We start from the raw sequence: 23,473 nt of genomic DNA on the forward strand, positions 1-23,473 counted from the left end.
CCAGCCCGTGACGACACGTCAGCGGACAGCCTCCACCTGGGCGATAATGTCCGCGAGCTCCGCCTGGGTGAAGGGCTTGGACAGCCGCGGCAGGCCGATCTGCAGTCGGTCATGCGCCAGGCCGAGATCGGCGTAGCCGGAGGCGATGATGATGGGCAGGTTCGGCCGACGCTCGCTGACGGCGCGGGCCAGCTGGGTGCCGGTCATGCCGGGCATGACCTCGTCGGTGATCAGCAGGTCGATCTCGGGCAGGCTCTCGATGAGGGTCAGGGCCTCGCGGCCGGTGCTGGCCTGGACCACCTCGTGCCCCAGATCGTCGAGCATGGCGACGGTGTTGGTCAGGACCAGGTTGTCGTCGTCTACGGCGAGCACGACCAGACGCTCGGCGGCGGAGGCGGCCGCCGGTGTCTCCGGACCGGCGGGCAGTGCGCCCAAGGCGACCGGCAACCACAGCTCGATGCGGGCGCCTTCGCCGGGCGCGCTGTCGATCTCCATCCAGCCGCCGGACTGGGCGACCAGTCCGTGCACCATGGACAGGCCGAGTCCCGTGCCTTTTCCGACCCCCTTGGTGGTGAAGAAGGGATCGCTGGCGCGCGCCAGCACGTCGGCCGCCATGCCTTCGCCGCTGTCGGAGACCGAGACGCAGACATAGCGTTCGCCGGGTTCGCCTCGCCCTTCGGGCGCGGGCCGCAGCTCGGCTCCGATGCTGATGACGCCGCCGCCGGGCATGGCGTCGCGGGCGTTGACCACGAGGTTCAGGATCGCGGACTCGAACTGGTTCTGGTCCGTGAGCACCGGCGGGACCCGCTGCGGGAAACGCAGGTTGATCGACAGGGCGGCGCCGATGGTCCGCTGCAGGAAGTCGACCATGCCGCGCACCGAGGCGGCGACGTCGACCGGTTCGAGGGTCAGCTCCTGCTTGCGTGCGAAGGCCAGCATGCGCTGGGTCAGGGCGGCGCCGCGCTCGGCTCCCTGGATGGCGTTGTCCAGCAGGGGCGTCACGCGCGGGTCGTACGGCAGGCGTTTGCGCACCAGCTCCAGGCTGCCCAGGACCGCCGCCAGCAGGTTGTTGAAGTCGTGCGCCACGCCGCCGGTCAGCTGGCCGACGGCCTCCATCTTCTGCGACTGGAACAGGGCCTCGCGGGCCGCCTCCAGTTCATGCTGCGCCACCATGCGCTCGGTGATGTCGCGGGTGACCTTGGCGTAGCCGATGATCCGGCCTGTCGGGTCATGGATCGCATCAACGACGACGTGGGCGTCGAAGCGGCTGCCGTCCTTGCGGACGCGCAAGCCTTCCTTCTCAAAACGGCCTTCTGCGGCGGCGATGCGCAGGGCCTCGGCGGGCCGGCCGGCGAGCTGGTCCTCCTCGGTGTAGAAGCGCGAGAAATGTTCGCCGACGATCTCCTCGGGCCGGTAGCCCTTGATGCGCTGCGCCCCGGTGTTCCAGCTGGCGACGTTGCCCGAGGTGTCGAGCATATAGATGGCGTAGTCGGTGACGCCCTCGATCAGCAGCCGGAACTGCTCCTGGCTTTGCTGCAGGGCGCGCTGGGCGTCGAGTCTTTCGCTCAAGTCGCGGGTGATCTTGGCGAAGCCGATGACCTCGCCGTCGATCTTGATCGGGTCGATGACCACGCTGGCCCAGAACCGACTGCCGTCCTTGCGGACGCGCCAGCCCTCGGACTCGAAGCGACCTTCGCGCCTCGCCACCGCCAGGGCCTTGGCGGGGAGATCGGCGGCGCGATCCTCGGGCAGGTAGAAACGGGAGAAATGCTCGCCGATGATCTCGTCGGCGCAATAGCCCTTGAAGCGCTGGGCGCCGGGATTCCAGCTGGTCACCCGCCCGTCGGCGTCGAGCATGTAGATGGCGTAGTCGGTGATCGACTCGACGAGCAGCCGATAGCGGTCGGACGTCTCCGCCGGTCTGTCTCGCCTCTTCTCGCGCGTCATGGAGATCCCCCGATCGTTTGAAACGGTGCACCTTGGCTGGGGTTCCGGTCCGTGCAGGGATGATCCCGGCGATGGATGGGCTAAGGTTCCGCAAAGGACGGTTGCGTACGGGAGGGGGGCATGGCGAATCAAGGACAGAGAGCGACCGCGATGGTGGCGGCGCTGGCGTCGGCGGGAGCCATCGGACTGGGCGTCGCAGGACCGGCCGCGGCGGGCGAGGCGGCTTGCGTGGCCGTGCCGAAGGACCGCATCGCCGTTCAGCTCTATTCGCTTCGCGACGCCCTGGCGTCGACCAGCCCCGCCGACCGTCCGGAGGCGCTGTTCGCCGCGCTGGGGGCCATCGGCTTCGCCGGCGTGGAGCGCTTCGCGGGGACCTCAGGGCTGACTGTCGATGCCTATCGCGCCGCGGCGGACCGGCATGGGCTGAAGGTGGTCGGCAGCCACGAGTCGCTGGACCCGGCCGGCTGGGCCGGGCGGCTGGCCGAGGCCAGGGCGTTGGGTCAGACCCATATCGGCTCGGGCGGCTTCGGCGGCCCCGGCCTGGACACGCTGGAAGACACCCTGGAGACGGCGCGTAATCTGAACCGGTTGGGCGAGCAGGCGGCGGCCCAAGGGCTGGTTCTGGTGGTGCACAACCACGACGGCGAACTGACCCGCCTCCACGACTACGACCTGGACGGCGACGGCGCGCCGGAGCCGACCCGCGTCTGGGAGATCATCGCCGCCGAGACCGAGCCGCATTGGGTGTCGTTCGAGCTGGACGTCCACTGGACGCGCGTCGGCCTCGGCGTCGATCGCTTCGAGGAGACGCTCGACTTCGTGCGGCGCCATCGCGACCGCATCGCCCTGCTGCACGTCAAGGACACGACCGCTGACGGCTCGATCGCTGATCTGGGCCGCGGCACGACCGACTGGGCGCGGCTGTTCGAGGCGGCCGGCCCGGGCGTCGCCGCCTACATCTGGGAGCATGACAACCCGGCCGATCCGCTGGCCTCGGCGCGGATCGCCTACGACTTCCTCAGCTGCGGGGCCGCGAAGCCCCACAGCTGAGTTGAGCCGTCAGTGGTCGTGATGCCCGTAGGTGTCCGCCTCGCTCGCCCCGGTCGACCAGGCCTCGCCGTTGCTCTCCGCGAACCAGAAGGGCGCGCGCGGCTTCTGGCGAGGCGCGACCTCGTTCATGTGCTGGTCGTACACCCGGCCGTTGGCGATCGTATAGGCGATCGAGGTGGTGTTGCGGATGTTCTCCAGCGGGTTGGCGTCCAGCACCACCATGTCCGCCAGCTTGCCGACCTCGAGCGAGCCGAGGTCCCTGTCGAGGCCGAGGCCCTTGGCGCCGTTCAGGGTGCCGGCGCGGATGACCTCGAGCGGCTGCATGCCGCCCTGGGCCAGGCTCCACAGCTCCCAGTGCGCGGCCAGGCCCTCGCGCTGGCCATGGGCCCCGATCTGGACGTTGACCCCCTGTTCGGACAGGCGGACCGCCTCGCGGGCCACCGATATGTGGTTCCACTCGTTGTCCGGCGCGGTGACCGGTCGACGGGCGCGGGCGTCGAGGATCCGGCGCGGCACGTACTGGGTCAGGATCGGGTGATCCCAGACACGGCTCTCCTGGTACCAGTAGTTTTCGCCGTAGCTGCCGCCGTAGGCCACCACCAGGGTCGGGTTGTAGGAGACGCCGGTCTGGCGCCACAGCTGGTGGACGTCGTCGTAGAGGTGGGCCAGCGGGATCGAGTGCTCGACCGTAGTGTGGCCGTCCACGACCATGGTCATGTTGTGCTGGTACAGCGAGCCGCCCTCGGGAACGACCGACATGTCCAGCTGGCGGGCCGCCTCGATGACCTGCTGGCGTTGATCACGGCGGGGCTGGTTGTAGCTCTTCACGCTCCAGGCGCCGGCGGCCTGCATGCGGCGCAGGGTCGACAGGGCGTCGTCCAGGTTTTCGATCTTGGCCGTCGAGTCGGCCGTGGCGCCGTACAGGATGGTGCCGGTCGAGAAGATGCGCGGGGCGACGATCCGGCCGGTGCGGGCCAGCTCGCTGTGCGCGAAGATCTCGCTCGTGTCGCTGGACGGGTTGTGAATGGTGGTCACCCCGAAGGCCAGTGAGGCGTAGTCGACCCAGCTCTGCTCCGGGATGATCTCGTCCGAGCCCATCGAGCCGTGCCAGTGGCCGTCGACCAGGCCGGGGATGATGGTCTTGCCGGTCATGTCCATCACTGGGACGCCGGCCGGGACGGGGGTCAAGGCGGCCGGGCCGATCGCCTCGATGCGGTTGCCGTCCAGGACGATGACGCCGTCCTCGATCACCTCGGCGCCGTTCATGGTGATCAGCCGCGCGCCCTTCAGGACCATGCGGCCCTCGGGCTTGTCGGCGTCGGCGCGGAAGCTGAGGTTGATCCCGTGCTCGGCGGGCTTGGGCAGTTCGGCCGCCGCGCCTTCGACGAAGGCGAAGGACTCGTTCAGGTCGCGGGTGAACAGTTCCGGCCCCAGCGACCAGCTCAGCTTGCGGGAGTCGCCCGACCAGTGGATCCATTCGCCGGCGTCGCGGGTGACGCGGGCCTGGGGCAGGGCCTTGCCCTCGGCGCCGACGGCGATTGGGCGACCGGCCGCCACGAAGGGCGCGACATAGGCGTTGAAGCGCTCGGTCCAACCGATCCAGCGGCCGTCGGGCGAGACGGAGAACTCGTTGGCCCATTCCGAGGTCAGGTGGACGCGCTCGTCCTCCCCGGCGAGATTGACCGAGAACAGGGTGCGCTTGTCGCCGTCGCGCCCGGCCAGGAACAGGCGGTCGCCGTCGGCGCCGAAGTGCGGGCCGGTCCCCTCGTCGGTGATCAGGGTCGCCTCGCCGCCTGCGGTCGGGACGCGGTAGACGCCCGGCTCGCGGCCCCACAGGGCGGTGGTCAGGAAGCCGTCGCCGACCTTGCGGAAGACGATGGTGCGGCCGTCCGGCGAGAAGGTCGGCTCGATGTAGTGGCCCGGCTTGCGGGTGACCACGCGGCCTTCGCCGCCGGTCGCCGGCACGACGCGGACCGTGCCCAGCTCCTGGTCGTCCCAGGTGGTGTAGGCGATCGAGCGCCCGTCGCGGGACCAGGTCGGATAGAGTTCGAAATGGTCGTCCTGACGGGTCAGGCGGCGCGGCGTTCCGGTCGGCAGGTCGCGGATCCACAGGTGGCCGAGGGCCTCGAAGACGACGCGCGAGCCGTCCGGCGAGGGCTGGGCCCAACGGATCATCTTCACGTCGAACTGGTCGGGTGCGACGTCGACCTGATGGCGCACGGCGTCCTGGACGCGGCGGGTATCGGCGACGTGGAAGGGGATGTCCGAAACGGCGCCCGAGGCGACGTCGACCTTCTGGAGGCGGCCATCGGCCCAGAACACGATCGAGCGGTTGTCCGGGGTCCAACTCATGCCCGGATAGACGCCGTGGATCGCCCAGGTCTCCTGCAGGTCGCGGTCGAGGCCGGAGAAGACGGGGGTCTCGCGCCCGGACTCGATGTCCATGACGTAGAGCACCGACTGGTAGCGAACGCGTCGGATGAAGGCGAGCGACTTGCCGTCCGGCGACGGCGTCGGGCGGATCGAGCCGCCCGGGCCGGTGACATAGGGCGTGATGTCGCCGCTTTCGCGGTCGAGGCGGCGGATGACGTAGATCTGCTCGTTGACGTCCTTGGAATATTCGAAGGTGGCGCCCGGCGTGGCGTCGTCGCTGAAGTACAGGTAGCGGCCGTCGGGCGAGAAGGCCGGCTCGCCGGTGTCCTTCTGCTGGGTCCGGCGCTCGGTCATCTGCACGCCGCCGCCGCCCGAGCGGTGGTACATCCACAGCTCGCCGGCGCCGAGCGAACGACCGGAGGTGAAGTGTTTGCGGCCGACCAGGAACTCGCCGTCGGGGGTCCACTCAGGCTGGTTCAGCAGGCGGAAGGTCTCCTTGGAGACCTGGACCGGGTTGGAGCCGTCCGCGGCCATGATCCAAAGGTTGTCGCCCCCGGCGCGGTCCGAGGTGAAGGCGATGTGGCGGCCGTCCGGCGACCAGCGGGGCTGCATGTCCCAGGCGACGCCGCTGGCGATGGCGCGGGCTTCGCCGCCCTCGATCGGCATGACATAGATGTCGCCCAGCAGGTCAAAGACGACCTGGCGTCCATCAGGACTGACATCAACGGACATCCAGGTGCCGCGCCGCACGTCGATGGGGATGTCGCGCGACGGTCCCGGCGGGTTCTGGACGTCCCACTTGGGCGCTTCAGGCGTGGCCGCCGCGGCCGGTTCCGCTTCGGGCGTCTGGGCCCAGGACGGACCGGCGAACGCCACAAGGGCGGCCGTAGCCAGCAGTGCGCGCTTCATTCTGGATATCCCCAACTGTCGACGTCTTGGGCCGCCCAGGTGATCTCGACTTGGCGGCCGCGTCTTCGCTGGGGCCTAATGAGCATCCCGCGGCGGGCGGTGTCCAGACGCAGGACGCTTCAGTTAGGCGCTTCGGCGTGAGGCACGCCACCGAGGATGGCGAAGACTTCCTCGTTGAAGGCGCGCTCGGCGGCGGTCCAGCAGGCGAAGCTTTGGGGGGCGCGTCGCGGGCTCGCGATCACGTAGCTGGGCGCCGCCCCCTGCGGTTCAACCGTCAGGGTTACGCCCACCAGTTCGCGCTCGATCCAGGTCGTTCTCATGCCGCGGCAAACTGCCACGGTTACCCAAGATTGGGTAGAGGCAGAAAAACGACGGTCTTTGGCGCAGAAGGCCGGTGCGCCGGGGCTGCCGCGGCTGTGTCGGCCTTCGGACACTGTGGCGGACGGGTGACAACTTGGTGTCATTTCGTTACCGCACCGTAACAATAGTGGCTGACTGCGGAGATCTGGCTGCTATGCCTCTTGCACGTCGATTATCGGGGGGATCCGGGCATCGACGCTCAGTTTCAGGAGGAATGGATGAACCACTACAGAACCAAGCAACGACTGCTTCGCTCGACCATGCTTGGCGGCGTGCTGACCGCGCTGGCGCTTTCCGCGACCAGCGTCGCCGCGCAGGACGCTCAGCCGCAGCCGCAGGCTGATTCGGTCGACGACATCGTCGTCACCGGCTCGCGCATCGCGCGTCAGAACTACGCTTCGACGAGCCCGATGGTCACCGTCGACAACGAAGACTTCCAGGCGACCGGCTCAGTCACGATCGACACCCTGATCAACGACCTCCCGCAGTTCGTTCCGTCGATCAACTCGACCTCGAACAACCCGTCGAACGGCGGCCAGGCCAACATCAACCTGCGCGGCCTCGGCACGCAGCGGACCCTGGTCCTGATGAACGGCCGCCGCGTGGTTCCGTCGAACTCGGACGGCACGGTCGACGTCAACATCATCCCGACCCCCCTGATCCGGAACGTCGAAGTCATCTCGGGCGGCGCCTCGGCCGCCTACGGCTCGGACGCCCTCGCCGGCGTCGCCAACTTCATCCTGGACGACAAGTTCGAAGGCGTTCAGTTCGACGCCCAGTACGGCGTCACCGACCGTGACGACGGCGCCACCGAGAGCTACTCGGTGACCCTCGGCGGCGAAGTCGCCGAAGGCCGCGGCAACGTGGTCCTGTCGCTGGGTCGTTCGACCCGCGAGCAGATCTACAACGCGGCGCGCGACTTCTCGTCGATCTCGGGTCCGTCGGGCACCTCGCCGCTCGGCAGCACCGTGTTCGACTCGAACAACCTGCCGAACCTGGCCTTCGTCCGCGGCTACTTCGGCGACGCGACGCTGACCAACACCGGCGCCTTCGGCTTCAACAACGACGGTTCGGTCTTCAGCTACGTCCGCACGCTGAACTTCAACAGCCCGGGCGGCATCGACTATGACGGCTTCGCGCGTCCGGGTGTGGGCGACTACGTCTACAACACCGGCCCGCTGAACCTGCTGCAGCTCGGCCTGGATCGCTGGAACGCCTACGCCGGCGCCACCTACCGCATCAACGATGCGGCTGAAGTCTACGGCAGCCTGCTGTTCACCGAATACGAAGCGGCCAACGAACTCGCGGCCAGCCCGGCCGCCGGCAACGTCCCGGCCACCGGCTTCCGCGTTCCGGTCACCAACCCGTTCATCCCGGCGGACCTCGCGACCTTCCTCGCCGCCCGTCCGAACCCGACCGGTTCGTTCCTGCTGAACAAGCGCTTCAACGCGCTCGGCGGCCGTCGCGCCACCGAGAACTATAACGTCTATCAAGGCACCGTCGGCCTGCGGGGCGACCTCGTCGGCCTGCGCGACTGGACCTATGACATCTACGCCCAGTACGGCCGCAACCTGCGCACCACCGTGCAGACCGGCAACGTGTCGCGTTCGGCCGTCCAGCGTCTGCTCGACGCGCCCGACGGCGGCGCTTCGCTGTGCGCCGGCGGCTTCGATCCGTTCGGTGAAACCGAACTGTCGCCGGCCTGCCTGACCTACATCGGTCGGACGGCCCAGAACGTCACCGAGCAAGACCAGACCGTCGTCGAAGCCTCGCTGCAGGGCAGCCTGCTCGAGCTCCCGGCCGGCGACCTGCGTTTCGCAGGCGGCATCCAGTACCGTGAAGACAACTTCGCCTTCCGTCCTGACGCTTCGCTGGCCCAGATCAACCCGGTCGTCGTCCGTCCGGACGGCGGTTCCACGGGCGGCTCGGAAATCGCCGGCTTCAACCCCAGCCAACCGCTGCGCGGCACGACCAACTCGCTCGAGTACTTCCTCGAACTGCTGGTCCCGGTCCTCTCGGACCTGCCGTTCATCCAGCAACTGGACCTGAACCTCGGCTACCGCGTCTCCGACTACACGACGGTCGGTTGGGTCGACGCCTACAAGGCTGACCTGGACTGGGAAGTCACGGATCAGCTGCGCTTCCGCGGCGGCGTCCAGCGCGCCGTTCGTGCTCCGTCGATCGGCGAGCTGTTCGCGCCTGTGAACACCAGCTTCCCGAGCGTCGGCGCCGTGTCGGGCACCGGCCTGTCCGGCGACCCGTGCGACATCCGCTCCAGCTACCGCCTGGGCCCGAACGGCGCTCAGGTCCGCGCGCTCTGCCTGGCGCAGGGCATCTCGCCGGCGGCCATCGACACCTACGTGTTCACCAACAACCAGGTCCCGGGCATCACCGGCGGCAACCCGAACCTGCAGGAGGAGACTTCCGACTCCTACACGATCGGCGCAGTCGTCACCTCGCCGTGGGAAAACCCCTGGCTGTCGGGCCTCTCGGCCTCGATCGACTACTATGACATCACGATCGAGAACGTGATCGGCACCATCGGCGCCTCGGCTCAGCTGCAGGGCTGCTTCAACGCCCAGGGTCAGAACCCGACCTACGACGCGGCCAACGGCTACTGCTCGCTGTTCGATCGCGATCCGCTGTCGGGCAACGTGAACCAGGCGCGTGAAGTGAACGCTAACCTGGCCACGCTGAAGACCTCGGGTATCGACGCCCAGTTCGACTGGACGCTGGACATCGAGGAGCTCGGCGGCCCGTCGTGGGGCATGCTGACCTTCAGCACCATCATCGGCTGGCTGGAAAACCGCGAGCGTCAAGACGCTCCGGGTGGTCCGTTCATCAACCGTACGGGCACCATCGACAGCGTCTTCGGCAACACCTTCCCGGAATGGAAGGGTCTGACCTCGGTCAACTGGAGCATGGATCGCTACGCTCTGGGCGCTCGCTGGCGTCACGTCGGCGCGCTGGACCAGTTCGGCACGTCGGTTGAGCTGGGTTCGGTCGACTACTTCGACCTGAACGGCAGCATCGACATCACGGACAGCATCAGCCTCCGTGCGACGATCAACAACCTGACCGACGAAGAGCCGATCACCTACTCGCCGGGTGTGCAGGCCAACACCGACCCGTCGACCTACGACACCCTGGGTCGTCGTTACTCGATCGGCCTGACCGCGAAGTTCTAACCAGAGCTTCCGATCAAATGAGAACGGCGGGGCCCAGGCCCCGCCGTTTTTCTTTGCGTCGAACCTAGCGTCCGGTGCGGATCCAGCCGGTGATCGAGGTGCGCGGCGCCGTGGCGAAGGCCGCGACCTGGGTGACCAGGTGCGTCTGCGGCACGCGGAACAGGTTGAGCGCGTTGAAGGCCGGGGTGTAGGCCTCCGCCAGGTGGCCGTCGGCGTCCACGAACCCCAGCAGACCGCCCCACGACGAGCGCCATGCTGGCGTCAGGTTGAGGACATAGGCCAGCCGCCGACCGGCCCCGGGCTTCTCGTCATCGTGTTCATTCAGATAGTGGCCGGCGCGGTAGCGCGTGCCCTGGGCGTCGACATAGGCCAGGTCGGGGTCGCCGGAGAGGTCGCGGGCGAACGACAGGAAGGCCTCGCTGTTCAGCCAGCCGTAGAGCGCGACGAGGGCCGGCGGCAGGGATGCGTCCTGCTCGACCAGATCGCTGATCCTCAGGCTCTCGAACATGTAGTGGAAGCCGCCGCGCGCCTCTCCGTGGGCGGAGGCCATCAGCGCGCCGCGGGCTTCGTCGTCGGCGGCGGCGAAGGCCTCGAGGGGGATGTCGATCGTCGACGGCCCGCCCACCGTCGATACGGTCCAGCCCTCGGCCGCATCGAGGGCCTGGGCGAGCGCTTCCGCGCCCGGCGGCCGGAGAAAGTCAGGTAGATGGAGGCGGCCGAACTGTTTGAAGATCGGCGCGATCCGGCGCGCCTCCAGCGACGGGTCGATGGCGAAGGCCGGAGGAGCTTGGGTCATGCGCTTATGCAGGCTGGAGGTCGAAGGCCACGGTCAGGCGTTCGCCGGAACCGCTGAACGGCTCGGTGCCGTGCCACAGATAGGAGGGAAACAGCACCAGGGTCCCCGGTTCGGGACGGACCCAATGCTGGGCGGGCAGGGCGAAGGCGGCGCCGATCCGGGCGGCGCCGAAGCGCAGCCAGCCCTCGTGCCCGCCGGCCTCCACGGTCGGGGGCGTCTCGATATAGGCCGCCGACGACACCCAGGCGCGCGGGTGCACGTGGTCGGTATGCAGCCCCCCGGCCTTCAGCTTCACCGACCAGGCGCCGGACATGCTCCAGCCGCCGGCGGTCGGCGCGAGTCCGCCCGGACGCACGTCGGCGATATAGGCGTCGATGGGCGCGCGCAGCGCCTCGAACAGGCGGTCGATGTCGGGATCGCCGGCCGCCCGCGGGTCGATCATCGACTGGGCGCCATGCTGGATGGACTGCTGGAACGGGTGGCTGCGGAAGGGGTGGAGACGGCGCAGCGCGGCGGCGGTGCGCGCCAGCCAGGCGCCCCGGTCCGCCGCGTCGTCTTCGGCGAGCCGATAGGTCCGCACCAGCCGTGCATAGTCCTCTGTCGTCAAGGCGCGGGGATCGTCGACCAGCCGCCAGGCGGTCAGCAGGAGGGCGCGGGCGTGCTGGTCGCCGGGGTCTCGCCGCAGGTGATCCTCGAGGCCCGCCGTCGCCAGCTCCGCGCGTCCGGCGGCGATTAGGGCGGTCAGGACGGCCAGCCGCGCCCGTTGATCATGCGGCGCCTGCGCCTGGGCGCGTTGGGCGTGCTGCAGGGCCAGTCGCGGGTCGAGGCCTGAGGCGGCGGCCGCGGCGGCAAGGGCCGCCTCGACTGAGCCGCGCTCCACCCACGCCGCAAGGCTCTGCAGCGCCGCGCCGTCGCCCGCGGTGTCCCGCAGGATGGTGGCGTACAGCAGCGCCGCATCCTCCCGAACGCCGGCGAGAGCGGCCAGCGGCGCGACGGCCTGGGTCATGCGGGTTAAGTCGCCGTCCTGCATCCACAGCAGCTGGGCCAGGTCGCGGTAGGCGGGGAGAAAGTCGGGGCGCTGCGCCAGCGCCTGGCGAAACGCGTCTTCGGCCTGGGCGAGCTTGCCCTGGCTGGTTCGCGCCCGCCCCAGCACCAGCCACGTCTCCGGCGCCGCGCCACCCTTGGTCAGGGCGCGTTCGGCCGCCTGTTCGCTATCGCCAGCGCGACCACAGTCCCCCAGCGCCGCCGCGAGGTTGTGTTCGGCCACCGCGCTGGTCGGCCGTCGCCGCGTCAGGGTCTCGAGCAGGGGCAGGGCTTCGGCGTGCCGGCCCTGGGCGCGCAGGACGCCCGACAGAAGGCGCAGGGCGTCATCCGGGGCCGTGGGGTCGCCGCCGGCGTCGGCCAGCAGCCGGGCGGCGAGCGCCAGGTCGCCGCCGTCCTGCGCCGAGCGCGCGCGGACGAGGGTGCTGGTCCAGTCCCGGCTCATACTCGCTGCTCCCGCCCCGTCAGAAGGATTGGAGCGGCCGGCGGGAATCGAACCCGCGACATTCAGCTTGGGAAGCTGACGTTCTACCTCTGAACTACGGCCGCATGCCGGACGCGCCGGGCGGAGGCGGACCATAACCGGGCGCGGGCAAAAGAAAAGGGCCCGGCGCAGCGGCCGGGCCCTCGTTGTGCAGGCGGCGGGTCAGTTCGCTTCGCTGACCGTCACGCCGCGGCGCGCCAGGATCGACTGGACGCTGTCGTCGCCCGCCAGGTGGGCGGCGCCGACGGCGATGAAGGCGGTGCCCGAGCCGTCCAGCAGGGTCTGGATCTGGTCGGCCCAGTTGGTGTTCCGCCTGACCAGCAGGGCCTCATAGACGGCGGCGTTGCCCTCCTGCATCGGCTTCACGCCGAGGCGTTCGATGGACGCCACGTCGCCGGCGGCCCAGGCCGCGACCAGGGCGTCGAGGTCGGTGGTGGCGGTGTCGAACTCCTTCAGGGTCTCGCGCAGGAAGTCGAGCTGGTCGGCCTCCGGGAAGCCGGCCAGGATGCGGACCTGCTCGTCGATGGTCTCGAAGCCGGTGACCTCCTTGCCGGCGGCCTTGGCGCGGGCGGAGAGGATCAACTCGACGCCCGAGGTCGGGTCATAGCCGGCCTTGGCCAGGGGGGCGACCGACAGGGTCAGGGCGGCCAGCCAGGGGCGCATCGGATCGAAATTGGCGCCGCTGGCGCCGAGCATCTGGGCGGCGGCGTCGAGCTTGGCCCGCTCCTCCGCGTTCAGCAGGCTCGAGAGCGGGCGGTCGGGGGACAGGCCGTGCTGCTGGATGACCGGCATGAAGGCGGCCTGGTCGTCGGGGTTGGAGATCTCGAGGATCAGCTTGTCGGCGCTGTCAAAGGCGGCGTCGACGCGCTGCGAGCCCCAGGCCGTGGTCGGGCGCAGGACATGGACGGTGCCGAACAGGTAGAGGGTCGAGTCCGCGTCCCGGATGACCCACAGGGCCGGGCCGGAGCCGTCGGCCTGGGGGACGGCGCGGGGCGCGGCGACGGCGGCGGGGGCGGCGACGGCTGCCTGGGCGAAGGCGTCGACCGGGGTGGCGACGGCGGCGACGAGGCCGAGGCCCAGCACCATGCCTGCGGCAAGACGGCCGGCGGCGGCGGCGGTGGACGTGAGGCGGCGACGGAGGGTCATGGGAGATCCTTGGGCTGGAAATGCGGCCGACGTCAGTCGTCGGAGAAGATCGATTCGATGGGCTGTTCGAAGACGCGGGCGATCTTGAAGGCCAGGGGCAGGGAGGGGTCGTAGCGACCGGTCTCCAGGGCGTTGACGGTCTGGCGGGACACGCCGAGGCGGTCGGCGAGCTCGGCCTGGCTCCAGTTGCGCTCGGCGCGGAGCACCTTGAGGCGGTTGTTCATGGGGCGGGCCTTACCGACGCTTCCACCACCACCACGCCCAGGCGATCAGGTAGCCGATGAGCATGAGGGTGAGCATGGCGAAGGCGCCGGTGGCCAGGTAGGCGGCGGGATCGGTCCGCTCGGAGAAGAGGCTGGGCAGCTTCAGGGTCTCGGCCTGGGGCAGGGTGGCCATGATCAACAGGACGCCGCCGACGGCCAGGCCCGCCGTGCCGCCCCAGTACCAGGCCGACTTGTGGGCCTCCTGGGCCGCCTCGTCGATGGTGCGCATCCAGGCGATGCCGCTGACCAGGGAGCCGGTCATGACCAGGATGGCGAAGATGGTGATGACCCAAACGGCGCTGGATTCGAAGGTGATGGCATCATTGTGGGCCGACATGAAGCCGATCACCACGCCGGCGAGGAACAAGCCGCCGATCAGGGCGACGAGGCCGACGGCGGACCAGAGGAAGACGGACTTGAGGCCCTTGGCCATGGCGGGACGCCCTATTGCAGTGACAAGGACGTTTTACATATGGCGCGGACGGCGTGTCAAGGGTGCTTGTCAAAGCGGCAAGAAAGCTTGCCTTAGCCGCCCTCGGCGATGCGGAGCTTGGGGGCTTCGGTCAGTTCGGGCCGGCTGAGGGCGCGCGGCGACTGCTCGATCGGTGTCAGTTCGGGCAGCTCCTTGCCCTCGTGGTCGACCTGCAGGTCTTCGAAGCGGCGGGCCGAGACCATGACCTGGCTCTCCAGCGAGCCGACGAACTGGTTGTATTTGCCGACGGCGGTGTCGAGGGCCCTGCCGACGCCGGCGGCGTGGGCGCCCATGACGGACAGGCGCTTGTAGAGCTCCTTGCCGAGCTTCGCGACCTCCTCGGCGTTGCGCGCCTGCTCCTCGGCGCGCCAGCCGTAGGCGACGGCCTTGCAAAGGGCGAACAGGGTGGTCGGCGTGACGATGACCACGCGCGAGGTCATGGCGTCGGTCATCAGTTCCGGCTCGTGGTCGAGGGCGGCGGCCAGGAAGGCGTCGCTGGGCACGAACATGGCCACGAAGTCCGGGCTGGGCTTGAACTGCTCCTGATAGGCCTTCGAGGCCAGCTGGCGCATGTGGTTCTTCATGCTGGCGGCGGTGCGCAGCGAGGCTGCGCGGGCCCGCGCCTCGTCGTCGCCCTCGCCTTCGTCGGAGAAGGCCAGCGGCACCTTGGCGTCGATGACGAACTGGCCGCCCCCCGCCATGCGCACGAGGAAGTCCGGCCGTTGCCGGCGACCTTCATCGTCCGAGGCCGAGGTCTGTTCGACGAAGTCGAAGCGGCCGGCCATGCCGGCGGCCTCGAGCACATTGCGGCAGGTCTGCTCGCCCCAGCGGCCGCGGCGGCCGGTGTTGCCGCGCAGGGCCTCGGTCAGCTTGCGGGCCTCGTCGCGGGTCGCGGCCGAGGCGGTCATCAGCAGCTGCAGCTGCTCCTTGAGGCCGCCGGTCTCTTCGGCGCGGTTCTTCTCCAGGGCCGCGACGTGTTCTTGGAATTTGGCCAGGGTCTCGGCGACCGGCTTGAGCTGGGCCTCCATGCGCTCGCGCGCGACCCGGTCCTGGGCCTGGAAGGTCTCGGTCGCCCGCGTCACCATCTGATCGGCGACGGCCTGGGCGGACTGCGCCGCCTGGGCCTTGAGGAGGTCGGTCATGGTGACCCGGCTCTCTTCGACGAGTTCGATGCGATCCTCGGCCGCGACGAGCTCGGCGCGTGCGCGCTGCCAGCCCATGAAGGCCCACAGGAAGCCGCCCAGCAGCAGGGCGGAAAGGACGGCGAGGACGGCGACCAGAACGTTCATGCTCCGTTCCTTAGCGAGAGTCGCCGGCCGCGGCGAGCGGGGCGCGAAAAACAGAGTCTGAAAGGTCTGAATCGTCTGAAATCGGCCCTCGACGTCCCGCCGCAAAAAGAGAGTCTGAATCGTCTGAATGGTCTGAATCGAGCGGCCGGGGCCGAGCGAAAAACAGAGTCTGAATCGTCTGAATCGTCTGAATCACGCCGCCGTCTCCAGGCCCTCGCCACACGCGAACGGGGCGAAGGCTAGCGGGCGTGTGCGTCAGTTCCGGACGTGGGGCGTGGGGCTATCCGGCCAAGTCGGAATCGAAGGGTTTGGGCCCCGCCGAGGGTTGGTTCGTCACGAAGGACACGAAGGGGGCGCGAAGAACACGAAGGTCTCCGCGCCAGGCTCAGGCCCCTTTGCGCCCTTCGTGAACCCTTTGTGGTCTTCGTGACGAACCTTCAGGCCTTGGCCTCACGAGGAACGTCACGAATTGCGCTGCGCGCGGTTGGCTACGCCGGCCTACGCGCCCGCAGGGCCTGGACGATGGTGCCGTCGTCGAGCCAGTCGAGCTCGCCGCCGACGGGGACGCCGCGGGCCAGGGAGGTGATCTCGACGCCGGGGCCGGCGAGGCGTTCGGCGATGTAGTGGGCCGTGGTCTGGCCGTCGACGGTAGCCGGCAGGGCCAGGACGACCTCGCGGGCCTCGCCGCCGCGCACCCGGCCGACCAGTTCGGCGACGCGCAAGGCGTCGGGGCCGACGCCGTCCAGCGCCGACAGCAGGCCGCCGAGGACATGGTATTTGCCGCGGAAGGCGCCCGAGCGCTCCATGGCCCACAGGGCGCCGGCCTCCTCGACCACGCAGATCAGGCCGTTGTCGCGACTGCCGTCAGAACAGATCGAGCAGGGGTTGCGGGTATCGGGCGCACCGCAGACCGAGCAGGACGAGACCTTCTCCGCGGTCTCGGCGAGCGAGGCGGCCAGCGGCACGAGCAGTTGTTCGCGCTTCTTGAGCAGGGCCAGGGCGGCGCGGCGGGCCGAACGCGGCCCCATGCCGGGCAACTTGGCCAGCAGGCTGATGAGCCGTTCGATTTCGGGTCCGGCGGAAGCGGCCATGCCTGCGCTTAGCATGGCGCTCGCGCGGTTGCCTATGGCGGCGCGTGTTCCGGTGACGGTCGGCGCTCCTGCACGTGAGAGTGCTGGTTCGTCACGAAGGGCACGAAGGGGGCACGAAGGGCACGAAGGGGCTTGTGCGGCGGAGAAGGCCGGGGCCGGCCTCAATGAGCAATGCGGCTACGCCGCGATTCAACACACGTGAGAGGCAGGCGCGGAGCGGGACGCATCCCAGGTCTCTTCGTGCCCTTCGTGTATCCTTCGTGTCCTTCGTGACGAACCAACCGGCCGGCGCTCCGAGCGCGGAGCCTGACGGCGAGTCTGCCAACTACTGCCCCGCAGCGTTGGGCACGCGCGTGGCCTGGCCGTAGACGACCTGCCAGCGGCCGTCGCGCAGGGCCCAGACGTCCATGTAGCGGAGGGTCTGCTGGAAGGCGACGCCGCCCGAGGTCCCCTTCAGGTCGACCGTGGCGCCGAGGGCGGCGCCGTCGCGCCAGACGTGCTCGACCACGTCGCGCAGGACGACCGGCTCGAGGTCGAGGTCCGGATTGGTGAACTCGGCGATGTGGCTGGCCTTGCCGACGCGGGTCCCGTCGCCGCCGACGAGGACGAAATCATCGGCGATGATCCGCTCCAGCTCGGCGCGGTCGCCCTCGATCTGGGCGCGTTCGTAGGCGTGAATCTCGCGGGCGAGGGCGGCGGGAAGGGCGGCAGGTCTGCGGCCCTGGGCGTCGGCCATCCGCGCGGAATCGGGCGCCGCCATGGGCAGCGGGCTCGGCATCGCCTGCGGCCCGGCAAGCGGGGCGAGCAGCACGACGAGGGCGAGCAGGGGTCCCGACATCAGAACAGCTTGGGCATGCCCGGAATGTTCATCCCGGCCATCGGGCCGGCGGCTTCGCGCATCAGGGCGGAGTTGACGTCGTCCAGCTTGCGCTTGGCGTCGGCGTGGGCGGCGACGATCAGGTCGGCGAGGATCTCGCCCTCGCCGGGGACCAGCAGGCTGTCGTCGATGGTCACGGCCGTGACCTCGCCGGCGCCCTTGAGCGCCACGGTGACGAGGCCGCCGCCGGAGGTGCCGGACGCGGTGGTCTCGGCCATCTTGGCCTGGGCGTCTTGCAGCTTCTGCTGCATCTGCTGGGCCTGCTGCATGAGGGCGTTGAGGTCTTTCATGGGCCCTAGATAGGCGCTCGGGCGGGGCGGCGCCAAGGGCGGAGAAGGGTGAGGGTCGAGGGGCGAGGGTCGAGGGCGCGCTCACTGAACGACGATCTGCAACAGAATTTGTTGCGGTAGGGCTGGCGCTCGCCGACGACTCTCCCAAATAGCATTCGTCACAGTTGCTATTACCAATCAGGAGGGTTCATCCCATGGCTTTTGACGCCGTCACCACCCGCGACGCCCCGCTCTCCGAAGCGGCCCTGGCGCAGCTGTTCACCGAGGCGCGCACGCGCAACGGCTGGACCGACCGGCCGGTGCCCGAGGCGCTGCTGCGCCAGTTGTACGACCTGACCAAATTCGGCCCGACCGCGGTCAACGCCACGCCCGCCCGCTTCGTCTTCGTGACCTCGCCCGAGGCCAAGGCCCGCCTCGTGCCGCTGATGAGCGAAGGCAACCAGGCCAAGACGGCCCAGGCTCCGGTCACCGTCATCATCGGCCACGACCTGGACTTCCACGAGCACCTGCCGGTGCTGTTCCCGCACGCCCCGGGCGCCAAGGACTGGTTCGGCGAAGAGGCCGGCCGCAAGGAGACCGCCTTCCGCAACAGCTCGCTGCAGGGCGGCTACTTCCTGCTGGCGGCGCGCGCCCTGGGCCTCGACGTCGGCCCGATGTCGGGCTTCGACCCGGCCGGCGTGAAGGCCGAGTTCTTCCCGGATGGGAATGTGGAGCCGAACTTCATCGTCAACCTGGGCTACGGGTCGGACGAGAACCTGTTCCCGCGCTCGCCGCGGCTGGGGTTCGAGGAGGCGGCTCAGATTCTGTAGGGTCGAGGGTCGAGGGTCGAGGGGGCGATGCTCCCGGACTCGCGCTCCCCGTTTTCCGTCACCCTCGGGCTTGTCCCGAGGGCCCATACGCGCGGTGAGCCGTGGGACCCTCGTCGGCCACCGAGTTCCTGGATCCTCGCCACAAGGGCGAGGATGACGGAGGTGGGGGCGCGGAGCTTGTCATTCCTGTGAACGCAGCGGCGATCCGGGACGGCGGCGGCGCCCCACCACTTATTCCCTTCTCCCGATGGGAGAAGGTGGCCGGGCGAAGCCCGGTCGGATGAGGGCCGGATGCTTCAGTCGGCTTAAGCCGCCGCTCCGACGGCGACGCGGCTTGCGCCGAATGCCCCAGTCGACCCTCACCCTTTCGCCTTGCCGATCGCTTCGCTCCCGGAGGCTCAAGCCCTCTCCCAATGGGAGAGGGTTCGCCGCTCCTCCTCAGTCCTCGTCCGCCTCGTCCGGGATCGCCGGCAGCTCGACCGGCGGGGCGAGCGTCTTGATCTCGCCCAGCCGGGCCCCCGGGAAGGCTTCCAGTACGGCCTTCACGAACGGGTCGGCCTCGACCTCGGCCCGTTCCTGGGCGCGTTTGCGGCGGTCGATCTCGATCATGGTCTCGCCGCCGCCCTGGCCGTTGGCGGCGATCAGCCAGGTGCGGCCGGTCCATTCCTTGAGGCGGGCGGAGAGGCGGCGGGCCAGGTCGATGGGCGCGCCCTGGGCGGACTCATAGGTGATGGCGCCGGGCTTGAAGGCGACCGGCTTCACGAAGCGCTGCACGTCCATCTGCAGGCCGACCTCGCGCTTGTCGCCGATCAGGGCGACGACCGCCTCGAAGGACTGCGGGTCGGGCAGGGCCGGGGCCTGCACCGGCCGGGCCGCCAGCTGGGCGGAGGCTCCGCCGCCGCCGCCGCCGGACGGGCCGCGCGGGGCCGCGCCGCCACCGCCCATGGGCTCGCCGTCGCGCAGGGCCTTGAGGGCTTCCTCCGGGCCGGGCAGGTCGGCGGCGTAGGCGAGGCGGACGATGGCCATCTCGACGGCGTCGGCCGGGTTGGGGGCGCGGCGCACCTCGTCCAGGGCCTTGAGCAGCATCTGCCAGACGCGGGCCAGCGAGCCGGCCGAGATCACCGAGCCGAGCGCCGCCAGCTTGGCGGCCTGGTCGTTGGGCAGGCGGGTGGCCTGCGGGCCGAGCATCTTGGCCACCGAAGCGGCGTGGCAATGTTCGAGCAGGTCGTTGGTCACCTGCACCGGGTCGGCGCCGTAGCCGTAGAGGGTGCGGAACAGCTCCAGCGCCTCGGGCGTGCGGCCGGCCATGACGGCCTCGAACAGGGCGATGGTCTGGCTGCGGTCCGCGAGGCCGAGCATGTCGCGCACGACCGTGGCCTGGACCGTCTCGCCGCGCTCGCCCTGGACCAGGGCCTGGTCGAGCAGGGAGAGGCCGTCGCGCACCGAGCCTTCGGCGGCGCGGGCGATCAGGGCCAGGGCCTCCTGCTCGATCTTCATGCCCTCGCGGTCGGCGACGCGGCCGAGGTGCTCGACCAGAATCTCGGGCTCGACGCGGCGCAGGTCGAAGCGCTGGCAGCGGCTGAGGATGGTCACCGGCACCTTGCGGATCTCGGTGGTGGCGAAGATGAATTTGGCGTGCGGCGGCGGCTCTTCCAGGGTCTTCAGCAGGGCGTTGAAGGCCTGGTTCGAGAGCATGTGGACTTCGTCGAGGACGTAGACCTTGTAGCGCGCCTCGACCGGGGCGTAGCGGACGCTCTCGATGATGTCGCGGATGCCGTCGATGCCGGTGTGGGACGCGGCGTCCATCTCGACCACGTCCATGTGCTGGCCGGCCATGATGGCGCCGTCGTGCCGCCCGTGGGCGGTCAGCTCCAGCGAGGGCCGGTCGATGACGTCGGTCTCATTGTTCAGCGCGCGGGCCAGCAGGCGGGCGGTGGTGGTCTTGCCGACCCCGCGGACGCCGGTGAGCATGAAGGCGTGGGCGATGCGACCGGTGGCGAAGGCGTTGGTCAGGGTGCGGACCATGGCCTCCTGGCCGATCAGGTCCTCGAAGGTGCGCGGCCGATATTTGCGGGCCAGGACGGTGTAGGCCTCCCCGTCACCCTCGACCGGGGCGGGCTCGTGCACGGCCACGGGCTTCTTCGCCTCGGCGACGGGCGCAGGGGGCGCGGCGTCAGGCTCGGGCGCCGCGGGGGCGCCGAACATGTCCTCGGTATTGGGGTCGCGCTCCTCGACTTCGGGCGCGTCCTCCTCCCACGGAGGGCCTTCGAGACTCGGATCGGCGTCGCTCATGGTCCTGTCTTACGATGATCGACGGGCCATTTGAAACGCCTGACCGCGCAGCGGCGGCATATGGCTGTAGATGCTTCGCGCAGCGAAGGTTCGTCACCAAGGGCGCGAAGGAAACACGAAGGGCACCAAGGGCGCCCGGACGCCTTCGTGACCTTCGTGATCCCTTGGTGTTCTTCGTGACGAACCAGCCGGCCGGACGGGCGGAAACTCCCATGGACGCCCGCTTCGCGGGATCGGATCAGTCGGTCAGGTCGGGAATCTGGCCGCCGTTCTCGCGGATCTTCTGGATGACCTGCTTGTGCAGCCAGATGTTCATGGTCGCGGTGTCGGACTTGTCGCCGGTGTAGCCCAGTTCGTCGGCCAGCTCCTTCCGCTCGGCCAGGGAGCTCTCCATGCCGGTCAGTTTCATCAGGTCGACGATGGAGGTGCGCCAGTTCAGCTTCTGCTCGCGCTGCTCGTTCATGAAATCGAGGATGCCGGCGACGTCGACCGGCTGGGGCGCGGCGGGGGCAGGCGCCGGCGCGGGTGCGGCCTGGGTCGGGGCGGGGGCGGGCGCAGGGGTCGGGGCGGGCGCGGCGTCGCGCTTCTTGAAGATCTTGCCGAGAATGTTGCCGAGAATACCCATGTCGCCTGCTCCTCAAGGATGAAGCCTTGAGAGCGAATCCAGGCAGGCGGGGTTCCGCACAGAGTTCGCGCAGTGAACCGCGCTCAAGTCGCGGGGCTAGCGCACTAAGCACGCGCTCAAGCAGCGAGGCTCCGCGAGCCGAGCGGTAGCGCACTAACAATGTGAGGGAAGGTGGAGACCGCGACCCGAAGGGGAATTCGTTGTGGCTGCTGCCTTCCGGCCCTGACCAGATTGGCGAAGCCTTCGCCCGCGATCTCCGTGGAGGGATATGGCCGGTCGCGGCGCGCGAATCAAGCCTCCCGAGCGGCGCCGTGGCGGGCTATGTCAGGGCCATGGCTCTTCCCCTGCTGAACACCTTCGCCGGCAATCCGCTCGATCGGGCCGGCGACCGACGCAACGATCCCGAGTGGCTGGCCGAGCAGGCCGCAAACCCCGAGGCCCTGGCCCTGGTGCTGTGGGAGGGGCGGCCGCTGGTCGAGGACCATGCCGACGGGCCGCGCCTGCAGTGGCTGTCGCTGGAGCATGCGCGGGCCGTGGCGCTGGACCGCGAGGCCTTCATGGGCCTGTGGAAGGGGGCGCCGGTGTTCGCCGTCGAGGTCGAGGGCTCGATCGATCCGACGGCCGGTCCGCTGCAGGGCCTGGGCGCCTTCCACGAGATGCGCGAAGCGGCGGCCATGCTGCCCGGGCCCGACGCGGCCATGGCGGGCGGGGCCAAGTCGCTGTTCGACTGGCGACGGCGGCACGGCTTCTGCGCCGCCTGCGGCACGCGGAGCGAGGACGCCTCGGGCGGCTGGAAGCGGATCTGCCCGGCCTGTGGGACCGAGCATTTCCCGCGCGTCGACCCGGTGACCATCATGCTGGCGATCTACAAGGGCGGCGACGAGCCGCGCTGCCTGCTGGGGCGGCAGCACGCCTGGCCCGAGGGGCGGATGTCGGCCCTGGCCGGCTTCCTGGAGCCGGGAGAGACCATCGAGGAGGCCTGCGCCCGCGAGATCGCCGAGGAGGCCGGGCTGACGGTGACGGCGGTGGGCTACCACTCGAGCCAGCCCTGGCCCTTCCCGTCGCAGCTGATGATCGGGCTGCTGTGCGAGGTCGATTCGGACGACGCCCGTCCCGATCAGACCGAGCTGGAGGCCGTGGCCTGGCTGACCCGCGGTGAGGCCAAGGCCTGCCTGGCGGGGACGCATCCGACCATCAAGGCCCCGCCGCGCATCGCCATCGCCCGGACCCTGCTGCAGGCCTGGGCGGACGGCGACGTCTAGCGGGCAAGCAAAACGGGCGCCCGTGGATCACGGACGCCCGTCTGGAAGCGCTGGACCTGATCGGCGGCTTAGTGGGCCGGAGCGACCGGGCTCGTCTGGGTGGTCGACTGGGCGGCGGCGCCGGTGATCGGAGCCGAACCGGCGGGGCCGCCGGCGGGGGCCGTTGCGGTCTCGGCGCCCGGAGCCGGGGCTTCGCCCTCGGCCGGAGCGGCGGGGGCGGCGGCGCCCGGCTGACGCGAGGGGTCCGGCGCCGGGATGGCGAGGCTGGAGCCCTGCGAGCGGAGCCAGGCGATCAGGTTGACGCGGGTCTGGGTGTCGCGGATGCCGGCGAACGACATCTTGGTGCCCGGGACGTAGCGGGCCGGGGCGGTCAGGAACTGGTCCAGCTCGTCAAGGCCCCAGGTCGGCGCTTCGGCCTTGTGGGCCGCCATGGCGTCCGAATAGGCGAAGCCGGCGCGGTGCATGACCGGGCCGCCGACCACGCCGTACAGGTTCGGTCCGGTGCCGTCGGCGCCGCCGGCGGTGGCGGTGTGACAGGCCTGACAGCGCGCGAAGGCTTGCTCACCGGCGGCCAGATCGGCGGTCGGCAGGACGGTGCCCCAATCCGGCGGCAGCACCGGAGCGGCGGCGCCCGCAGCGGCCTCTTCCGGCGCGTCGACGAAATAGCCCATCTTCTCAGGGGTCTCGGTGTGGAAGACGGCGGCCGTCACTTGCGGCAGGCCGACGATGACGAAGGCCACAGCCAGGCCGGCGCCGATAATCTTATTCCACTTCAGATCGCCGCTCATCGCGTCGTCGCATCCCGTTCTTTGTGGCCCTGGCCATGACACGGCGAGGGCGAATTCTTGCGTGGGCGTCTCTTACACGCTAGCGCCGCCTTCGCAACCGGCCCGACGCGCCCTTTTCGGT

The 23,473-nt window shown here is 69.8% G+C and carries 19 protein-coding genes, 1 tRNA gene and 1 other RNA gene; 4 read left to right on the forward strand and 17 right to left on the reverse strand.

What is annotated here, in order from left to right:
* Positions 1-18: 18 nt before the first annotated feature.
* Positions 19-1,947, reverse strand: coding sequence for a hybrid sensor histidine kinase/response regulator (locus ASC65_RS06480; RefSeq protein WP_056450777.1), 1,929 nt, complete (start codon positions 1,945-1,947; stop codon positions 19-21).
* A gap of 120 nt (positions 1,948-2,067) precedes the next feature.
* Between ASC65_RS06480 and ASC65_RS06485 the strand changes: the two genes are divergently transcribed.
* The gene (locus ASC65_RS06485) at positions 2,068-2,997 is read left to right on the forward strand and encodes a sugar phosphate isomerase/epimerase family protein (RefSeq protein ID WP_082525906.1); all 930 of its coding nucleotides are present in this window, start codon (positions 2,068-2,070) and stop codon (positions 2,995-2,997) included.
* 9 nt (positions 2,998-3,006) lie between these two features.
* On the opposite strand, the gene ASC65_RS06490 is transcribed toward ASC65_RS06485, so the two are convergent.
* Positions 3,007-6,279: an amidohydrolase family protein gene (locus ASC65_RS06490; protein ID WP_082525907.1), complete on the reverse strand. Its 3,273-nt coding sequence runs from the start codon at positions 6,277-6,279 to the stop codon at positions 3,007-3,009.
* Between the two features lie 119 nt (positions 6,280-6,398).
* Positions 6,399-6,599 (reverse strand): hypothetical protein, encoded by a 201-nt coding sequence (locus tag ASC65_RS06495; protein ID WP_056450781.1) that lies wholly within the window; start codon positions 6,597-6,599, stop codon positions 6,399-6,401.
* Between the two features lie 258 nt (positions 6,600-6,857).
* Here ASC65_RS06495 and ASC65_RS06500 point away from each other — a divergent pair, with 258 nt between their 5' ends.
* Positions 6,858-9,827 carry a TonB-dependent receptor plug domain-containing protein gene (locus tag ASC65_RS06500; RefSeq protein ID WP_056451411.1) on the forward strand — a complete coding sequence of 990 codons (2,970 nt, stop codon included), beginning with the start codon at positions 6,858-6,860 and terminating at the stop codon, positions 9,825-9,827.
* A gap of 64 nt (positions 9,828-9,891) precedes the next feature.
* On the opposite strand, the gene ASC65_RS06505 is transcribed toward ASC65_RS06500, so the two are convergent.
* The 10 genes from ASC65_RS06505 to ASC65_RS06550 form a co-directional block, all read right to left on the reverse strand.
* The gene (locus ASC65_RS06505; RefSeq protein WP_056450784.1) at positions 9,892-10,623 is read right to left on the reverse strand and encodes a 2OG-Fe(II) oxygenase; all 732 of its coding nucleotides are present in this window, start codon (positions 10,621-10,623) and stop codon (positions 9,892-9,894) included.
* A 4-nt stretch (positions 10,624-10,627) separates the two neighbouring features.
* Positions 10,628-12,109 carry a putative 2OG-Fe(II) oxygenase gene (locus ASC65_RS06510; protein WP_056450787.1) on the reverse strand — a complete coding sequence of 494 codons (1,482 nt, stop codon included), beginning with the start codon at positions 12,107-12,109 and terminating at the stop codon, positions 10,628-10,630.
* Between the two features lie 29 nt (positions 12,110-12,138).
* Positions 12,139-12,213 (reverse strand) — tRNA-Gly (locus ASC65_RS06515).
* A 97-nt stretch (positions 12,214-12,310) separates the two neighbouring features.
* Positions 12,311-13,294 carry a TraB/GumN family protein gene (locus ASC65_RS06520; protein ID WP_056450788.1) on the reverse strand — a complete coding sequence of 328 codons (984 nt, stop codon included), beginning with the start codon at positions 13,292-13,294 and terminating at the stop codon, positions 12,311-12,313.
* Positions 13,295-13,326: 32 nt separating this feature from the next.
* Complete coding sequence (locus tag ASC65_RS06525) at positions 13,327-13,518, reverse strand: helix-turn-helix transcriptional regulator (protein WP_056450791.1); 192 nt, start codon at positions 13,516-13,518, stop codon at positions 13,327-13,329.
* Between the two features lie 10 nt (positions 13,519-13,528).
* Positions 13,529-13,990 (reverse strand): hypothetical protein, encoded by a 462-nt coding sequence (locus ASC65_RS06530; protein ID WP_056450795.1) that lies wholly within the window; start codon positions 13,988-13,990, stop codon positions 13,529-13,531.
* A 92-nt stretch (positions 13,991-14,082) separates the two neighbouring features.
* The gene (locus ASC65_RS06535) at positions 14,083-15,318 is read right to left on the reverse strand and encodes a DNA recombination protein RmuC (protein ID WP_056450796.1); all 1,236 of its coding nucleotides are present in this window, start codon (positions 15,316-15,318) and stop codon (positions 14,083-14,085) included.
* 488 nt (positions 15,319-15,806) lie between these two features.
* Positions 15,807-16,409: a recombination mediator RecR gene (recR, locus tag ASC65_RS06540; RefSeq protein ID WP_056450797.1), complete on the reverse strand. Its 603-nt coding sequence runs from the start codon at positions 16,407-16,409 to the stop codon at positions 15,807-15,809.
* 325 nt (positions 16,410-16,734) lie between these two features.
* Positions 16,735-17,247 (reverse strand): nuclear transport factor 2 family protein, encoded by a 513-nt coding sequence (locus ASC65_RS06545; RefSeq protein ID WP_056450798.1) that lies wholly within the window; start codon positions 17,245-17,247, stop codon positions 16,735-16,737.
* On the reverse strand, positions 17,247-17,576 hold the full coding sequence (locus tag ASC65_RS06550) for a YbaB/EbfC family nucleoid-associated protein (RefSeq protein WP_056450799.1): 330 nt from the start codon (positions 17,574-17,576) through the stop codon (positions 17,247-17,249). Before ASC65_RS06550 ends, ASC65_RS06545 begins: the two co-directional genes overlap by 1 nt.
* Before the next feature lie 194 nt (positions 17,577-17,770).
* On the opposite strand from ASC65_RS06550, the gene ASC65_RS06555 reads away from it, so the two are divergent.
* On the forward strand, positions 17,771-18,385 hold the full coding sequence (locus ASC65_RS06555) for a malonic semialdehyde reductase (protein WP_056450800.1): 615 nt from the start codon (positions 17,771-17,773) through the stop codon (positions 18,383-18,385).
* Positions 18,386-18,823: 438 nt separating this feature from the next.
* Here the strand turns inward: ASC65_RS06555 and ASC65_RS06560 are convergent, their stop codons facing one another.
* From ASC65_RS06560 to ffs, 3 genes are all read right to left on the reverse strand, one after another.
* Positions 18,824-20,677: a DNA polymerase III subunit gamma/tau gene (locus tag ASC65_RS06560; protein ID WP_056450801.1), complete on the reverse strand. Its 1,854-nt coding sequence runs from the start codon at positions 20,675-20,677 to the stop codon at positions 18,824-18,826.
* Between the two features lie 238 nt (positions 20,678-20,915).
* A complete protein-coding gene (locus ASC65_RS06565; RefSeq protein WP_056450804.1) occupies positions 20,916-21,302 on the reverse strand; it encodes a DUF3597 domain-containing protein in 387 nt (128 codons plus the stop codon).
* A gap of 167 nt (positions 21,303-21,469) precedes the next feature.
* An RNA gene (gene ffs / locus ASC65_RS16700) (signal recognition particle sRNA small type) lies at positions 21,470-21,563 on the reverse strand.
* Between the two features lie 71 nt (positions 21,564-21,634).
* Here ffs and nudC point away from each other — a divergent pair.
* Entirely contained in the window at positions 21,635-22,564 is a 930-nt protein-coding gene (gene nudC, locus ASC65_RS06570; protein WP_056451413.1) for an NAD(+) diphosphatase, read from the forward strand.
* Positions 22,565-22,632: 68 nt separating this feature from the next.
* On the opposite strand, the gene ASC65_RS06575 is transcribed toward nudC, so the two are convergent.
* Complete coding sequence (locus tag ASC65_RS06575; RefSeq protein ID WP_056450807.1) at positions 22,633-23,352, reverse strand: c-type cytochrome; 720 nt, start codon at positions 23,350-23,352, stop codon at positions 22,633-22,635.
* Positions 23,353-23,473: the final 121 nt, after the last annotated feature.

It is taken from the genome of Brevundimonas sp. Root1279, from assembly GCF_001425945.1.
Lineage (GTDB): Bacteria > Pseudomonadota > Alphaproteobacteria > Caulobacterales > Caulobacteraceae > Brevundimonas.

Excerpts from the sequence above, each read along its gene's own strand:
- ASC65_RS06480 (WP_056450777.1), bottom strand. The coding sequence starts at position 1,947 with ATGACGCGCGAGAAGAGGCGAGACAGACCGGCGGAGACGTCCGACCGC.
- ASC65_RS06485 (WP_082525906.1), top strand. The coding sequence starts at position 2,068 with ATGGCGAATCAAGGACAGAGAGCGACCGCGATGGTGGCGGCGCTGGCG.
- ASC65_RS06490 (WP_082525907.1), bottom strand. The coding sequence starts at position 6,279 with ATGAAGCGCGCACTGCTGGCTACGGCCGCCCTTGTGGCGTTCGCCGGT.
- ASC65_RS06495 (WP_056450781.1), bottom strand. The coding sequence starts at position 6,599 with ATGAGAACGACCTGGATCGAGCGCGAACTGGTGGGCGTAACCCTGACG.
- ASC65_RS06500 (WP_056451411.1), top strand. The coding sequence starts at position 6,858 with ATGAACCACTACAGAACCAAGCAACGACTGCTTCGCTCGACCATGCTT.
- ASC65_RS06505 (WP_056450784.1), bottom strand. The coding sequence starts at position 10,623 with ATGACCCAAGCTCCTCCGGCCTTCGCCATCGACCCGTCGCTGGAGGCG.
- ASC65_RS06510 (WP_056450787.1), bottom strand. The coding sequence starts at position 12,109 with ATGAGCCGGGACTGGACCAGCACCCTCGTCCGCGCGCGCTCGGCGCAG.
- ASC65_RS06520 (WP_056450788.1), bottom strand. The coding sequence starts at position 13,294 with ATGACCCTCCGTCGCCGCCTCACGTCCACCGCCGCCGCCGCCGGCCGT.
- ASC65_RS06525 (WP_056450791.1), bottom strand. The coding sequence starts at position 13,518 with ATGAACAACCGCCTCAAGGTGCTCCGCGCCGAGCGCAACTGGAGCCAG.
- ASC65_RS06530 (WP_056450795.1), bottom strand. The coding sequence starts at position 13,990 with ATGGCCAAGGGCCTCAAGTCCGTCTTCCTCTGGTCCGCCGTCGGCCTC.
- ASC65_RS06535 (WP_056450796.1), bottom strand. The coding sequence starts at position 15,318 with ATGAACGTTCTGGTCGCCGTCCTCGCCGTCCTTTCCGCCCTGCTGCTG.
- recR (WP_056450797.1), bottom strand. The coding sequence starts at position 16,409 with ATGGCCGCTTCCGCCGGACCCGAAATCGAACGGCTCATCAGCCTGCTG.
- ASC65_RS06545 (WP_056450798.1), bottom strand. The coding sequence starts at position 17,247 with ATGTCGGGACCCCTGCTCGCCCTCGTCGTGCTGCTCGCCCCGCTTGCC.
- ASC65_RS06550 (WP_056450799.1), bottom strand. The coding sequence starts at position 17,576 with ATGAAAGACCTCAACGCCCTCATGCAGCAGGCCCAGCAGATGCAGCAG.
- ASC65_RS06555 (WP_056450800.1), top strand. The coding sequence starts at position 17,771 with ATGGCTTTTGACGCCGTCACCACCCGCGACGCCCCGCTCTCCGAAGCG.
- ASC65_RS06560 (WP_056450801.1), bottom strand. The coding sequence starts at position 20,677 with ATGAGCGACGCCGATCCGAGTCTCGAAGGCCCTCCGTGGGAGGAGGAC.
- ASC65_RS06565 (WP_056450804.1), bottom strand. The coding sequence starts at position 21,302 with ATGGGTATTCTCGGCAACATTCTCGGCAAGATCTTCAAGAAGCGCGAC.
- nudC (WP_056451413.1), top strand. The coding sequence starts at position 21,635 with ATGGCTCTTCCCCTGCTGAACACCTTCGCCGGCAATCCGCTCGATCGG.
- ASC65_RS06575 (WP_056450807.1), bottom strand. The coding sequence starts at position 23,352 with ATGAGCGGCGATCTGAAGTGGAATAAGATTATCGGCGCCGGCCTGGCT.